This is a genomic window from Halogeometricum sp. S3BR5-2, assembly GCF_031624635.1.
Classification (GTDB): domain Archaea; phylum Halobacteriota; class Halobacteria; order Halobacteriales; family Haloferacaceae; genus Halogeometricum; species Halogeometricum luteum.
Genome location: NZ_JAMQOQ010000006.1, coordinates 120,830 through 133,439, shown reverse-complemented (window position 1 = coordinate 133,439; position 12,610 = coordinate 120,830). Strand labels below are relative to the sequence as shown.

Below are 12,610 nucleotides of genomic sequence, written 5' to 3'. Positions count from 1 at the left end.
CTCACTCCTCCTCGCCGGACTCGTCGGACGCCTCCGATTCATCGGGTCCGCCGGACAGGTCGAACAACCGCTCGCGGTTCAGGTAGCCGACGGCGGAGACGACGACGACGGCGGCGACCAGCGCGATTGCGGCCCAGTATCGCTCGGTCCCGAGGAAGTCGCCGACCACGTTGACGAGGAAGAACGCCGGCGCCCGTCCGACCGCGGCGATGACGACGAGTTGCCACAGCGGAATCCGGGTGAGGCCGCCGGCGAAGCAGAGCACGTCGTCCGGCAGGCCGGGGAAGAGAAAGAAGACGAACAGCACCGTCCGTCCGTAGCCGTCGCCGAGGGCGTCGAACCGCGCGAGGGCGTCGGCGTGAACCATCCGGTCGACGTACGCGCGGCCGAACCGCCGCGAGAGCCAGAAGGCGACGGTGCTGCCGAGGGTCACCCCGACCAGACTGTAGACGGTGCCCCACCAGGCGCCGAAGAGGTAGCCGGCGACGACGGCGAGCACCTGCCCGGGGAGGGGGGCGACGACGACCTGAAGCGCCTGCAGGGCGACGAGCGCCGCCGGCCCCCAGACGCCGTACCCGCGGACGAACGCGCGCACCGCCCCCGGGTCGGCCAGAAACGCGAGGTGCCGTCGGGCGAGGGCGACGGCGACGACGAGGACGAGGGCGGCCGCCGCCGCGTGGACGAGGAATCGCCGCCGCTCTCTGGCGGACGCGAACACCCGAACCTCGTCGACCCGCGAGCGAACCAGTTCCAACTGTCCCCTCATCTCTCTGTCATCGGTTCGGACGGCGCCCCGGAACTTAGGTTTGCGATCCGACCGTCGTGGCCGCGAACCGCTCGTCTCCTTTTCGCCCGCCATCGACGCGCCGCGGAGCGAACGTATTTTCGTGCCGGCGGGCGTTGGTCCGACCATGGCAGACGAAGAAGAATCTCCGGGCGCACTGCGACGCGCCTACCGGACGGTGACGCCGGGGTACAAATCGCACACCGACAGGGAAATGAACTCCGTGGGCTGGATCATCTTCCTGGTCCTCCTCGCGCTGTTTCTCCCCCTGCTCCCGTTCTTCCTCGCCGTCTGGGCCCTGACGAAACTGCTCGAGTTCCTCGCGGCGCAGCGGGGACAGAGCGAAGAGGACGAGACGTAGACAGCCGACCGATTCAGCGCTCGTTCCGACCCCGACCGGCGAGGCCGAGCAGGTCGAACTCGTAGCCGTTGTCGTTCTCGTCGGCGTGTTCGTAGACGACGTGCGCCGCGGCCACGTCCTGAATCGCGAGGCCCGTCGAGTCGAAGACGGTGATGCCGTCCTCGGCGGTGCGGCCCGCCTTCTCCCCGACGACTATCTCGCCGATGGCGCCGTAGATGTCCTCGTCGGTGAGCGTCCCCGCTCCGTAGGGGACGTTTATCTCGCCCGAGTGGGTGGTCTGTTCGTGGTCGTCGATGACGAGTTTCGAATCGAGGAGCACCTCGTCGGCGAGTTCGTGTTTCCCCTCCGCGTCCGCGCCCATCGCGTTGATGTGGGTGTGCTCGCCGACGGCCTCGCGCGGGACGATGGGGCTCTCGACGGGCGTCACCGTCGAGAGCACGTCGCAGGCGGCGGCCTCCTCGACGGACCCTGCCCGCACGTCGAACTCGTCCTCGAAGGCGTCGAGAAAGCGCGCGACGCGTTCCTCGTCGAGGTCCGAGACGACGACCTCTCGGATGTCGCGGACGGTGGAGATGGCCTCCAACTGCGTGTACGACTGGACGCCCGCGCCGACGATGCCGAGGGACGTCGCGTCCTCGACGGCGAGGTGGTCGGTGGCGACGGCGGCGGCCGCGCCCGTCCGCTTCATCGTCAACTCGGTGCCGTCCATGACCGCGAGGGGGAACGCCGTCTCCGGCGAGGAGTACACCATCGTTCCCATCACGGTGGGCAGGTCGAACCGGTCGTCGTTGTCGGGGTGGACGTTCACCCACTTGATGCCCGCGGCGTCCCAGTCGCCGGCGTCCATGTACGCCGGCATCGACCGGAAGTCGCCGTTGTACTGCGGCAGGTCGATGTAGGACTTCGGCGGCATCTGCGCGTCGCCGCGTTCGAAGGCGGCGAACGCCTCCTCGATTGCGGGGACGAGGTCACCCATGTTCGCGTTCTCGTGGACGTCGTCACCGTTCAAGAGCAGCGTTTGCATCTTACCGTCCTGTTCCGCGGTACATTACTTAGTTCATGGTGAATCAGAACGAACTCCCACACCGAACCAGATATTCGAATAACTTCTCTTTACAGAGCGAAAATTGAAATAATATTCGAACATCCCCGTCCGCCGCCGGTTGTCCGAACCGAACTGGTCGAGAGACCATGGAATAATTTCAACCACTTTTCATTTTTGCGAATTAGAGCGTCTCGGCGGTCTGACACTCCCGAAATACGCAGAAGCGGTTTTCTACGCTCCCCGTAATGTGTACTTCGATGTCAGATCCAGACACCGCCTCGGACGGCCGGACAGACGCTGAGACGACGCCCGACCCGCGGGACGGGTTCGCCCTCCGGCGCCGGACCCTCGTGCGCGCGGCTGGTATCGGCGCCGTCGCCGCCGGCGGCGTCGGCGCGTGGGGGATGGCCGCGGCGGCCGACGACGAGGACGGTGGCGAGGAGTACGAGGGGGACGCCGAAGACGACACCGACGACGGGACGAACCAACCCCCCTCGGCCGACCCGGTGTTCGGATACGCGTCCATCTCGCCGGACGTGACCCCGCCCGTCGAACCCGACCACGAGGTCGAGTTGCTGGTCCGGCCGGCCGAGGGACGGGAGATACCCGAGTTCTACTACGACCCCTGCGGTCTGTACGTCGACCCCGGCGACACGGTGAAGTTCTCGTACACGACGCCGCACCACACCATCACGGCGTACCACCCCGCCCGCGGCGAGATGCGCCGCGTCCCCGAGGGCGTCCCGCCCTTCTCGTCGCCCGTGCTGAACGCCGGGGCGTACTGGCTGTACACGTTCGAGATACCCGGCGTGTACGACCTCTACTGCGGCCCGCACGAGGCGTTCGGCCACGTGATGCGCGTCGTCGTGGGGACCACGGAGGGGTACGAACCGCTCCCGGACCCCTGCGCGGCGCCGCCCGAGGAGACGGAAACTGAGACCGAAGTGCCGACCGAGACGGAGACGCCGACGGCGACGATGACCGAGACGTCGACGGAGACCGCCACGGAGACGTCGACGGAGTACGGGACGCCGACCCCGACGGAGATGCCGACCGAGGACGGAGGTGAGGTCGAGGGCGGCGAACCCGAACTGCGCCTCCCCCTGTTCACCGGACTGACCGTCCTGCGCGACCCCGCTCTCGACCCGGAGAACATCGTCGCCGACGGCGAGGTCCACTGGGACGACCTCGCCGCCGAGAGCAAGCAGTTGTTCCTCCGCGTCGAGGGGTTCCCGCCCTGCTCGACCGACGAGGAGAGCGAGTAACCGCGCCGCTCGGCTTTTTGTACAGGTGACGGAGCGGTCGCTCTCGGGTCGGCGTCGAAAGAAAATCGGGTTCGGCCTGCGGGCCGACGGTTGCGCGGCGATTCGAGGTCGGAACGGGGTGTGAGTCGGGTTGTTCCCTACTTCACATCGCGCCGCCCATGCCGCCCATGCCGCCCATGCCGCCGGCGGGGGCGCCGCCCTCGTCGTCGCCGCCGCTGGTGCTCAGGTCGCCCGCGGCGATGATGTCGTCGATTTTGAGGACGAGGTTCGCGGCTTCCTGTGCGGAGGAAATCGCCTGCTCCTTCGCGTGAGCGGGTTCGACGATGCCCGCCTCGAAGGTGTCCTCGACCTCGCCGGTGAAGACGTTCAGCCCGGCGTGGGTCTCGCCGTCCTCGTGGGCCGAGCGCAGGTCGACGAGCGTGTCGATGGAGTCCAGCCCGGCGTTCTCGGCGAGGACGCGGGGGACGAGTTCGAGTGCGTCCGCGAACGCCTCGACCGCGAGCTGTTCGCGGCCGGAGACGGAGTCAGCGTAGTCGCGGAGGCGCGAGGCGAGTTCGACCTCGATGGCGCCGCCGCCCGCGAGGACGCGGCCGTCGGAAACGGTCGTGGCCACCACGTCGAGGGCGTCCTCGACGCCGCGTTCGAGTTCGTCGACCACGTGGTCGGTGGAGCCGCGGAGGAGCATCGTGACGCCGTGGCGCTCGTCGCCGAGGCCCTCGACGTAGAACAGGTCGTCCTCGTCGTCGCGGCGGACCGACGCCGTCCCGAGGTCGGCGTCCGTGAGGCTGTCGAGGTCGGAGACGATGGAGCCGCCCGCGACGTTCTTCAGGAACTTCATGTCGGACTTCTTGGTCCGACGGACCGCGAGGATGCCCTCCTTCGCGAGGTAGTGCTGGGCCATGTCGTCGATGCCCTTCTGGCAGAACACGACGTCAGCGCCGGAGTCGACGATCTTCTGGACCTTGTCCTTCAGCTGTTTCTCCTCCTGGTCGAGGAACTTCTGGAGCTGGTCCGGCGAGTCGATGCTGACCTGCGTGTCGACGTCGGCCTCCTCGACCTCGATGGGCTCGTTGAGGAGGAGCACGTCGGCCTCGTCGAACTCGGTCGGCATGTCGTCGTGGACGGGGTCCTTGTCGATGACCGCGCCGTTGAGCAGTTCGGACTCGCCGGCGGAGCGACCCGTCTGCGTCTCGATGGAGACGTTCTCCAGGTCGACCACGTGGGAACCGTCGTTGGCCTCGACGGTGACGCCGTTGACGGCCTCGACGATGAGTTCGGCGAGGAGCTCCTTGTTGAGTTCGGAGCTCTTCCCGGTCATGGAGGTCTCGGCGACCTTCTTCAGCAGTTCCTCGTCGCCGGGGTCGACGGACTCGGCGACGTTGTCTACTTCCTCGCGGGCCTTCTGGCTGGCGAGGTGGAAGCCCTTGATGATGGCCGTCGGGTGGATGTCCTGTTCGAGGAGGTCCTGCGCGTTCTTCAGGAGTTCGCCGGCGATGGCGACGGCCGTCGTCGTGCCGTCGCCCGCCTCGTTCTCCTGCGTCTCGGCGACTTCGACGATCATCTCGGCCGTCGGGTTGTCGATGTCCATCTCCTGGAGGATGGTGACGCCGTCGTTTGTGATGGTGACGTCGCCCATCGAGTCGACGAGCATCTTGTCCATCCCTTTCGGGCCGAGTGTGGAGCGTACCGCTTCAGCGACGGCGCGGGCGGCGTTGATGTTGTACTCCTGCGCGTCGCGGTCCTTCACGCGCTGAGCGTCCTCTCCCATGATGATCATGGGCTGTCCCTGCTGCATTCGCTGACTCATAGTCACCGCAGGATTGTTTGTGATTCTATATAAAAGCTTCGCTACGGTCGCTCGTGAGGGGTGTCACCACGAATCAGGGAACCTCCCGAAAATCAGCCCGCGTGTCGCGTTTCCGTCGTCGCCGCCGTCCGCCCGTCGCGCGTGCGAACGCGGTGTCGAAACGCGATGTGCGGGGTTGTTTATATACTCTCGAACGGTGGAACGAACCCGCGGCCCGAACGCCGCAGTCGCTAGCGAAGGGACGCTCGCCCACCGAACGGAGCGACGCCGTCGCTCGGGCGTCGGGACGCGAAGAAAGGGTGTCGTGGAGGTCGGCGGACGGTCAGCGTCTGTCGGGAAGCTCGTCCGCGAGGAACTCCGATTCGCGGGACCGGTCGGACTCGAACGGTGGAAGCTCGTCCTCCGTGTCGAGAGCGTCCATCTCTTCGGTATAGAGGCTCTCTTGGAGCTGACTCTGCTTGTTACGACCTTTGCGCTCCCTGCCGTTCTTTGTGTCTGGCATTGTCAAACACACGTACTCGCGGTGTGAACATCAATCTTTGGGATAGGTTCGCACGGTGAAGTCGGCGGCTCGCTGTCCGACTCGTGTCGTTCTCGTCCGAGCAGCAGGGGAGGTCGGGACAGGGATTTGAACTCACTCGTACCGCTTCGCGGTGCTCGCTGCACAAACCCCTTCGTACCTGTCTAGACTCCATCGCTGTCGCTCGGCGATGAAACGCTTCGCCGGAGGGTAGAGTCAATAGAACGCCGGGACAGGGATTTGAACCACGGTCGCTTCGCTCCCTGATTCAAATCCCCTCGGCGTCGCTTCGACGCTCGCGGCGACGAGCACACGCTACGCGGTGCTCGTCGGGTAGTCGCGTCAGAAACGCCGGGACAGGGATTTGAACCCTGGATCCCAAAGGGAACACGCTTTCCAGGCGTGCGCCTTACCACTCGGCCATCCCGGCTCGATTCGAGGTAGCCCGGTGATGCGTTTAAGTCCTTCCTTTCGCGCTGAGACGGTGCTCGGTGGCGTACGTCGCGGCGGTGACCACGAGTCCGACGAGGACGGCGACGGCGGCCGTCGCGCCGAACCCGATGCCCAACGGTCCGACGAGGAGGCGGTAGCCCTGTACGAGGACGAGAAACGACAGCGTCCCCACGAGACCCCACAGCGCCGCCGACCGGGCGCGCGGTGTCACTCCTCCGACACGTCGGCGATGGCCTCTATCTCGACGCTCGCCCCCTTCGGCAGGGCGCCGACTTCGAGGGCGCTCCGGGCCGGCGGTTCCTCCTCGAAGTACGTCGCGTACGTCTCGTTCATCTCCTCGAAGTCGTCGATGTCGTCGAGGTAGACGTTCACCTTGAGCACGTCCGAGGCGTCCGCGCCCTCCGATTCGAGGATGGCCATCACGTTGTCGAGCGACCGCTCGGTCTGCGTGGCGACGTCCTCGTCGTCGAGGAGTTCTCCGTCCGGCGTGAGCGGAATCTGCCCGGCCGTGAACAGAATAGAACCGTTCGTCGTCGCCTGACTGTACGCGCCCACCGCCGCGGGGGCGTCGTCCGTGCTGATAGTTCGCTTCACACGCGCTGTCTTACCCTCGTCGGACTTAAAACCGAGAGAACTGCGGGTTTACTTTCCGCGTCGTCTCGGCGGACCCCGGCCGCGACTCAGACGAGAACTTCGACCGCGTAGCCCCGTTCGCGGAGGGCCGACAGCAGGTCCTCGACGTGGTCGTGCCCGCGCGTCTCCAAGTCGAGTTCCACGTCCGTCTCGTTCATGCCTATCTCCCGGGAGGTCCGGTCGTGGCGGATGGCGTAGATGTTCGCCTGTGCGTCGGCGATGACCGACAGCAGGTCGTGGAGGGCGCCCGGTCGGTCCCGGAGCACCGTCCGCACCTTCAGATATCGGCCCGTCTCGACGAGGCCGCGCATGACGACGGTGGTGAGTTGGTTCATGTCGATGTTGCCGCCGCAGAGGGCCGGCACGACCACCTCTCCCTCCTCGTAGTCGAACTTCTCGAAGACCAGGGCGGCGAGGGCGACGGCGCCCGCCCCCTCGACCAGCGTCTTCGAGCGTTCGAGCAGGTAGGTGAGCGCCACGGCTATCTCCTCGTCGGAGACGGTGACCACCTCGTCGACGCGCTCTCGGATGACCTCGAACGGCTTGTCGCCGACGCGGCGCGTGGCGATGCCGTCGGCGATGGTGTTGACGCTGTCGAGTTCGTGGACCGACCCCTTCCGGAGCGACTCGGCCACGCTGGAGGCGCCCTCCGCCTGCACGCCGACGACGCGCGCGTCGGGCAGTTGCGCCTTCACCGCGGTGGCGATGCCGGAGATGAGGCCGCCGCCGCCGATGGGGACGACGACGGTGTCCAGGTCGGGGCAGTCCTCGACGATTTCGAGGCCGATGGTGCCCTGCCCGGCCATCACGTAGTCGTCGTCGAACGCGTGGACGTAGGTGCGGCCCTCCTCGGCCTCTATCTCGTGCGCCCGCGCCTGCGCCTCGTCGTAGTCCGCGCCGTGCAGCACCGCCCGTCCGCCGTACCGGCGCGTCGCCTTCACCTTCGAGATGGGGGCGTGCTCGGGCATCACCACCGTCGAGTCCACGCCCGTCCGGGTCGCCGCGAGGGCGACGCCCTGCGCGTGGTTGCCGGCGCTGGCGGTCACGACGCCCGCCTCCTTCTCCTCCTCGGAGAGCGTCGCGATACGGTTCATCGCGCCGCGTATCTTGAACGACCCCGTCCGCTGGTTGTTCTCCAACTTCAGGTGGACCGCCGCCCCGGTCATCTCCGAGAACGTGTACGAGTAGTCCAGGGGCGTGCGCTTCGCGACCTCCTCGACCCGGTCGCGCGCCGCCTCGATGTCGGCAAGCGAAATCATACGCCGCGGTTCCGCGGCCCACCGGGTAAGCGTTCGCATTACGCTTTCGGAGGCGACAATTTGTGCGCCGGCGGGAACTCAACCCGGCGTGCGCTCCCGGGCGCGGCGGCTCGGAGAAGTGTAAGGGGGAATGCACGCGCGTGACGTGCAGTTGTTCTACCGACCGGCTGCTACATAAACGTCCCCCAGGCGCGGTGAAAGTAAAATCGGGAGACGGAGGCGCCCTGAACTCCGCGTCTGACGGCCGTCGTTCGTCCGTCTTATCCTGATTCTCCCGTTTCGACCACAACTCTGTTCTCTGACAAATACTGCTCGACGCGGGTCCGCAGGTCGCCGTCGCCGGGCCACTCGGCGTCCGCGTTCAGGCGGGCGGCGTCGCCGACGTAGGCGAAGGCGTGCTCGCCGTCCGTACGCGGGAGTTCGACGCGGACGTACAGGCCGGAGTCGACGCCCTCGTAGGCGTCCAGCGTCGCCGCGTCGTCGGTTTCGAGCAGGCGCCCGGAGACGGACCCGCCGGGCGCCAGCGTCGGGTAGCGCCCCTCGGCGCGGTGAAGTCCGTCGACGCGCGCGTCGGGTCCGAACGACCACTCGTCGAGGAGACGGTCCACCTGTACGCGGTCGGTCAGCGTACCGTAGACGAAGAACGACGGCATGGGCGGCCGTTCGGCGCCGAGACACCTTCCGTTTCCGGTATCGTCAAGCGCGCCCCGCGACTCGTGGCCGCATGAACTGGGGGCGACTCCGCGGCGTCTGGCGACGCGTGTTCTCGCTGGCGTGGCCCGTCATGGCCGAGCAGACGACGCGGACGCTCATGCGCACCGTCGACGTGCTGGTGACCGCGGCGCTGTCGCCCGCCGCCGTCGTGGCCATCGGCCTCGCGGACCTGTTCGCCCGCTTTCCGCTCCGCATCGGCCTCGGCCTCGGCGGCGCCGCCATCGCCCTCTCCAGTCAGGACACCGGAAGCGGCGCCGACGCCAACCGCAACGAGGCGGTGACGCAAGCGATACTCGTCGCCCTCCTCGTCGGCCTGCCGTTCGTCCTCGCCGGCTTCCTCGCCGGCGACGTCCTCGTCGGTCTGTTCCCCGCCAGCGACCGGGCGGTCGAACTCGGCGGCACGTACCTCGCGGTCATCTTCGCCACCGCGCCCGCCCGACTCGTCGTCCTCGTCGCCGCGCGCGCCCTGCAGGGCCTCGGCGACACCCGCACCCCGATGTACGTCAACGTCGTCGCCAACGTGCTCAACGTCTCGCTGTCCGTCGGCCTCGGGTTCGGACTCGCCGGCCTCCCGCGACTCGGCGTCTTCGGCGTCGGCCTCGCCACCTCGGCGGCCAACGTGCTCTCGGCCGCTCTCCTCCTCGCCGCCACTTACCGCCCGTCCTCGCCCGTCGCGTTCGCGCGGCCGACGGACCCTACGGTCGGCGCGCAACTCGTGCGCGTCAGCCTCCCTCGGATAGCCGAGGGGTTCACGGCCGAACTCGCGGAGTTCCCGTTCAACGCCCTGCTGCTCTCGTTCGGCGACGTGGCCAACGCGGGGTTCCAGATCGGCCGGCGCGTCTACCAGCAGGTGACGGGACCGCTCGTCCGCGGCTACAACGTCGCCGCGAGCGTCCTCGTCGGGCAGGCGCTCGGCCGGGAGGACCCGGCGACGGCCCGGTACGAGGGGTGGGCGACGGCCGCCCTCGCCCTCGGCACCGTCGGCGTCATCGGTCTCCTGCTCGTCGCCCTCGCCGACCCCGTCGTCGCCGCCCTCGGCTTCGGCGGGTCGACCGCCGCGCTCGAGTACGCCGCCGAGTTCGCCGTCGTCTACGGCCTCTCGGCCCCGCTCTTGGCGCTGTTCGTCTCGCTCTCGGGCGCGTTGCAGGGCGCGGGGGCGACGCGGCTCCCCTTCCTCGCGCGGCTGACGGGGATGTTCGGCTTCTTCGTCGGCTTCTCCTACCTCGCCGTCGAGCGGTTGGGGATGGGGCTGTTCGGCGTCTACGTCGGCGTGTTCCTCGCGTACGCGTGGATGAGCCTGTTCGTCCTCGTCGCCTTTCGGTACGCCGACTGGACGGGGACGGCGGCGGGCCTCCTGCGCGAACGGGGGAGCGTCGAGGGCGACGACTGAGCGCCGCGGCGGGGTTTCGTTCTCGACGCGACGGATGGATTTTTCCGCGAGCGTCCGTAGCCGAACGCCATGGACGATTCACCGGACGACGAGACGGTTCGACAGGCCATCGAGCGGTCGCGGCGCGGCGCGCCTGCCGTCGGCGGCGTCGTCAGAGACCAGTTCGAGACCCACGAGGTGTTCCAGCGAATCGTCGCCGCCGCGGACGAGGAGGCGACGACGGGCGTCCGGGAACTGTTCTTCAGCGCCCTCGCCGCGGGGTTCGCCATCACCGTGACCTACCTCCTGTACGCGTCGATGACGGCGGCGACCGGCCGCGACCCGGTGCTGAGTGCGCTGCTCTACCCGCTCGGGTTCGTGTTCATCATCATCGGGGGGTACCAACTGTACACCGAGAACACGCTCCCGCCGGTCGTACTCGTCTTGGAGCGACTGGCGAGCGTCCCCCGGCTACTCGCCATCTGGTCCGTCGTCATCCTCGGTAACTTCGTCGGCGGCGGCCTCGGAGCGCTCATCCTCGCCCGGACCGGCGTGCTCTCGACCGACGCCGCGGCCGCCGCCGCCTACCTCGCGACGAAGGGCGTCGAGACGCCGTTCTGGGACCTCTTCTACAAGGCGGCGTTCGCCGGCCTCATCGTCGCGGGCGTCGTCTGGTTGGTGTACGCCGTCAACGACAGCACCACGCGATTCCTCGTCGTCTACGTCGCGTTCCTGGCGATACCGTTCGGTAACCTCTATCACTCCGTCGTCTCGTTCACGGAACTGACGTACCTCGCCCTCGTCGGACAGGTGGCGTTCCTCCCCGGTTTGGCCGGGTTCGTGCTCCCCGTCCTCCTCGGGAACACCCTCGGCGGCGTCGTCCTCGTCACCGTCGTCAACTACTTCCAGACGACGGAGGAGCGTCTCGACATCGCCCGCAGGGACGGCGCGGAACGGAAGCTATCGACGAGAGAGTGGCTCTTCGGACGCGGGAACGGTCGGTCGTACGTCCCGGTTCGAGACGAGAAAGAGGAGAAGTAACGCGGTCGTACGGCCGGTTACCGCTCGTCGACGGGTGCGAACGAGCGGTCCTCGTCGCCGACGTAGCGGGCGCGGGGACGAATGAGACGGTTGTCCTCGTACTGTTCGAGGACGTGGGCGACCCACCCGCCGACGCGGGACATCGCGAAGATGGGCGTGTAGATGTCGACGGGGATGCCCATCTGGTAGTACGTCGACGCGGAGTAGAAGTCGACGTTCGGCGCGAGACCCTTCTCCTCGGAGATGTACTCCTCGATGGCGACGGAGTAGTCGTACCACTTCATGTCGCCCGCGGCCTCCCCGAGTTCCTCCGACTTCTCGCCGAGGATGACGGCCCGCGGGTCCTTCACGTTGTAGACGCGGTGACCGAACCCGGGCACCCGGCGGCCGCCTTCGAGGGCGTCCTGCACCCACTTCTTGGGGTTTTTGTCGCTGTCGTCTATCTCCTTGAGCATGTTCATCACGTTGGCGTTCGCGCCGCCGTGCAGCGACCCCGCCAGCGTCCCGACGGCCGAGGTGACGGCGCTGTGCACGTCCGACAGCGTCGACGCCGTGACCATCGCCGAGAACGTCGAGGCGTTCAGCCCGTGGTCGGCGTGCAGGACGAGGGCCATGTCGAACGTGTCCGCGAGCACCTCGTCGGGTTCCTCGCCGTTGAGCATGTAGAGGAAGTTCGCGGCGTGCCCGAGGTCCTGCCGGGGGCTCACGACCTCCTCGCCGTTTCGGAGGCGGTTGAACGCCGCGAGCGCCGTCGGTATCTTCGCCGTGATGCGGCGGCCCTTCCGGACGTTCGCCTCGCGGTCGGTCACGTCCTCGTGGTCGGCGTCCTCGTCGTACGCCGACAGCGACGAGACGACGGTTCTGAGCGCCGCCATCGGCACCTCGTCGGCGTCGGCGAGTTCCCGAATCTCCGCCAGCACGCCGTCGTCGAGTTCGCGTTCCTTCGACATCTGCTCGGAGAACTCGTCGAGTTCCTCGCGCGTCGGAAGATCCCCGTGCCAGAGGAGGTAGACGACTTCCTCGTACGACGCGTCGGGCGCGAGGTCTTCGATGGCGTACCCGCGATACACCAGCTCTCCGGCGTCCCCGTCGATGTGGCTCAGTTCCGACTCAGCAACGAGAACGCCTTCGAGACCCCGCTTTAACTCGTCTGACATACTGTTATCGTTCCCGTCCGTCTCAAAAAAGCGTTATCGTTCACCCCAAGAATTTTTCGACAGTCGTCGAATAATAATTCGACGGAACCCCGGTCCGTCGCCCGTTCGCGAGCGAGCCTCCGCCTCCTCGAAACGCGATTCGTTCGGTTCGGCGTGTGTCAGGGCCTCTCGCACCGGCACGGAGATATAGCCGCTTCGCGTA

Annotated in this window: 12 protein-coding genes, 1 tRNA gene and 1 pseudogene; 4 read left to right on the top strand and 10 right to left on the bottom strand. The window is 67.4% G+C overall.

Going from position 1 to position 12,610, the window contains the following annotated elements; genetic code table 11:
• Position 1: 1 nt before the first annotated feature.
• The gene (locus tag NDI79_RS19475) at positions 2-766 is read right to left on the bottom strand and encodes a TVP38/TMEM64 family protein (protein ID WP_310930361.1); all 765 of its coding nucleotides are present in this window, start codon (positions 764-766) and stop codon (positions 2-4) included.
• 145 nt (positions 767-911) lie between these two features.
• Here NDI79_RS19475 and NDI79_RS19470 point away from each other — a divergent pair, with 145 nt between their 5' ends.
• The gene (locus NDI79_RS19470; RefSeq protein ID WP_310930360.1) at positions 912-1,145 is read left to right on the top strand and encodes a DUF7535 family protein; all 234 of its coding nucleotides are present in this window, start codon (positions 912-914) and stop codon (positions 1,143-1,145) included.
• Positions 1,146-1,158: 13 nt separating this feature from the next.
• Here the strand turns inward: NDI79_RS19470 and NDI79_RS19465 are convergent, their stop codons facing one another.
• Positions 1,159-2,169, bottom strand: a complete 1,011-nt coding sequence (locus NDI79_RS19465; RefSeq protein WP_310930359.1) for an ornithine cyclodeaminase family protein — start codon at positions 2,167-2,169, stop codon at positions 1,159-1,161.
• 278 nt (positions 2,170-2,447) lie between these two features.
• Between NDI79_RS19465 and NDI79_RS19460 the strand changes: the two genes are divergently transcribed.
• Complete coding sequence (locus NDI79_RS19460) at positions 2,448-3,455, top strand: cupredoxin domain-containing protein (protein ID WP_310930357.1); 1,008 nt, start codon at positions 2,448-2,450, stop codon at positions 3,453-3,455.
• A gap of 142 nt (positions 3,456-3,597) precedes the next feature.
• Here the strand turns inward: NDI79_RS19460 and thsB are convergent, their stop codons facing one another.
• From thsB to NDI79_RS19425, 7 genes are all read right to left on the bottom strand, one after another.
• Positions 3,598-5,232 (bottom strand): thermosome subunit beta, encoded by a 1,635-nt coding sequence (thsB, locus tag NDI79_RS19455; protein WP_310930560.1) that lies wholly within the window; start codon positions 5,230-5,232, stop codon positions 3,598-3,600.
• A gap of 352 nt (positions 5,233-5,584) precedes the next feature.
• Positions 5,585-5,764, bottom strand: coding sequence for a hypothetical protein (locus NDI79_RS19450; protein WP_310930356.1), 180 nt, complete (start codon positions 5,762-5,764; stop codon positions 5,585-5,587).
• 367 nt (positions 5,765-6,131) lie between these two features.
• A tRNA-Ser gene (locus NDI79_RS19445) sits at positions 6,132-6,212 on the bottom strand.
• A 27-nt stretch (positions 6,213-6,239) separates the two neighbouring features.
• A complete protein-coding gene (locus tag NDI79_RS19440) occupies positions 6,240-6,446 on the bottom strand; it encodes a DUF7981 family protein (protein ID WP_310930355.1) in 207 nt (68 codons plus the stop codon).
• Positions 6,443-6,829, bottom strand: coding sequence for a Rid family detoxifying hydrolase (locus NDI79_RS19435; protein ID WP_310930354.1), 387 nt, complete (start codon positions 6,827-6,829; stop codon positions 6,443-6,445). The genes NDI79_RS19440 and NDI79_RS19435 overlap by 4 nt, the downstream gene beginning before the upstream one ends.
• Positions 6,830-6,915: 86 nt before the next feature.
• Positions 6,916-8,127, bottom strand: coding sequence for a threonine ammonia-lyase (gene ilvA, locus NDI79_RS19430; RefSeq protein WP_310930353.1), 1,212 nt, complete (start codon positions 8,125-8,127; stop codon positions 6,916-6,918).
• A gap of 260 nt (positions 8,128-8,387) precedes the next feature.
• Complete coding sequence (locus NDI79_RS19425; RefSeq protein WP_310930352.1) at positions 8,388-8,780, bottom strand: gamma-glutamylcyclotransferase family protein; 393 nt, start codon at positions 8,778-8,780, stop codon at positions 8,388-8,390.
• A gap of 71 nt (positions 8,781-8,851) precedes the next feature.
• Between NDI79_RS19425 and NDI79_RS19420 the strand changes: the two genes are divergently transcribed.
• Both NDI79_RS19420 and NDI79_RS19415 read left to right on the top strand, forming a co-directional pair.
• Positions 8,852-10,231 (top strand): MATE family efflux transporter, encoded by a 1,380-nt coding sequence (locus NDI79_RS19420; protein WP_310930351.1) that lies wholly within the window; start codon positions 8,852-8,854, stop codon positions 10,229-10,231.
• A gap of 69 nt (positions 10,232-10,300) precedes the next feature.
• Positions 10,301-11,242, top strand: a pseudogene (locus tag NDI79_RS19415) (formate/nitrite transporter family protein); the annotation flags it as partial.
• Between the two features lie 26 nt (positions 11,243-11,268).
• On the opposite strand, the gene citZ reads toward NDI79_RS19415, so the two are convergent.
• Positions 11,269-12,408 (bottom strand): citrate synthase, encoded by a 1,140-nt coding sequence (gene citZ / locus NDI79_RS19410; RefSeq protein ID WP_310930349.1) that lies wholly within the window; start codon positions 12,406-12,408, stop codon positions 11,269-11,271.
• Positions 12,409-12,610: the final 202 nt, after the last annotated feature.

Bases quoted from the DNA above. Each gene is read 5' to 3' on its own strand.
- NDI79_RS19475 (WP_310930361.1), bottom strand. From the start codon at position 766: ATGAGGGGACAGTTGGAACTGGTTCGCTCGCGGGTCGACGAGGTTCGG.
- NDI79_RS19470 (WP_310930360.1), top strand. From the start codon at position 912: ATGGCAGACGAAGAAGAATCTCCGGGCGCACTGCGACGCGCCTACCGG.
- NDI79_RS19465 (WP_310930359.1), bottom strand. From the start codon at position 2,169: ATGCAAACGCTGCTCTTGAACGGTGACGACGTCCACGAGAACGCGAAC.
- NDI79_RS19460 (WP_310930357.1), top strand. From the start codon at position 2,448: ATGTCAGATCCAGACACCGCCTCGGACGGCCGGACAGACGCTGAGACG.
- thsB (WP_310930560.1), bottom strand. From the start codon at position 5,232: ATGATCATCATGGGAGAGGACGCTCAGCGCGTGAAGGACCGCGACGCG.
- NDI79_RS19450 (WP_310930356.1), bottom strand. From the start codon at position 5,764: ATGCCAGACACAAAGAACGGCAGGGAGCGCAAAGGTCGTAACAAGCAG.
- ilvA (WP_310930353.1), bottom strand. From the start codon at position 8,127: ATGATTTCGCTTGCCGACATCGAGGCGGCGCGCGACCGGGTCGAGGAG.
- NDI79_RS19425 (WP_310930352.1), bottom strand. From the start codon at position 8,780: ATGCCGTCGTTCTTCGTCTACGGTACGCTGACCGACCGCGTACAGGTG.
- NDI79_RS19420 (WP_310930351.1), top strand. From the start codon at position 8,852: ATGAACTGGGGGCGACTCCGCGGCGTCTGGCGACGCGTGTTCTCGCTG.
- citZ (WP_310930349.1), bottom strand. From the start codon at position 12,408: ATGTCAGACGAGTTAAAGCGGGGTCTCGAAGGCGTTCTCGTTGCTGAG.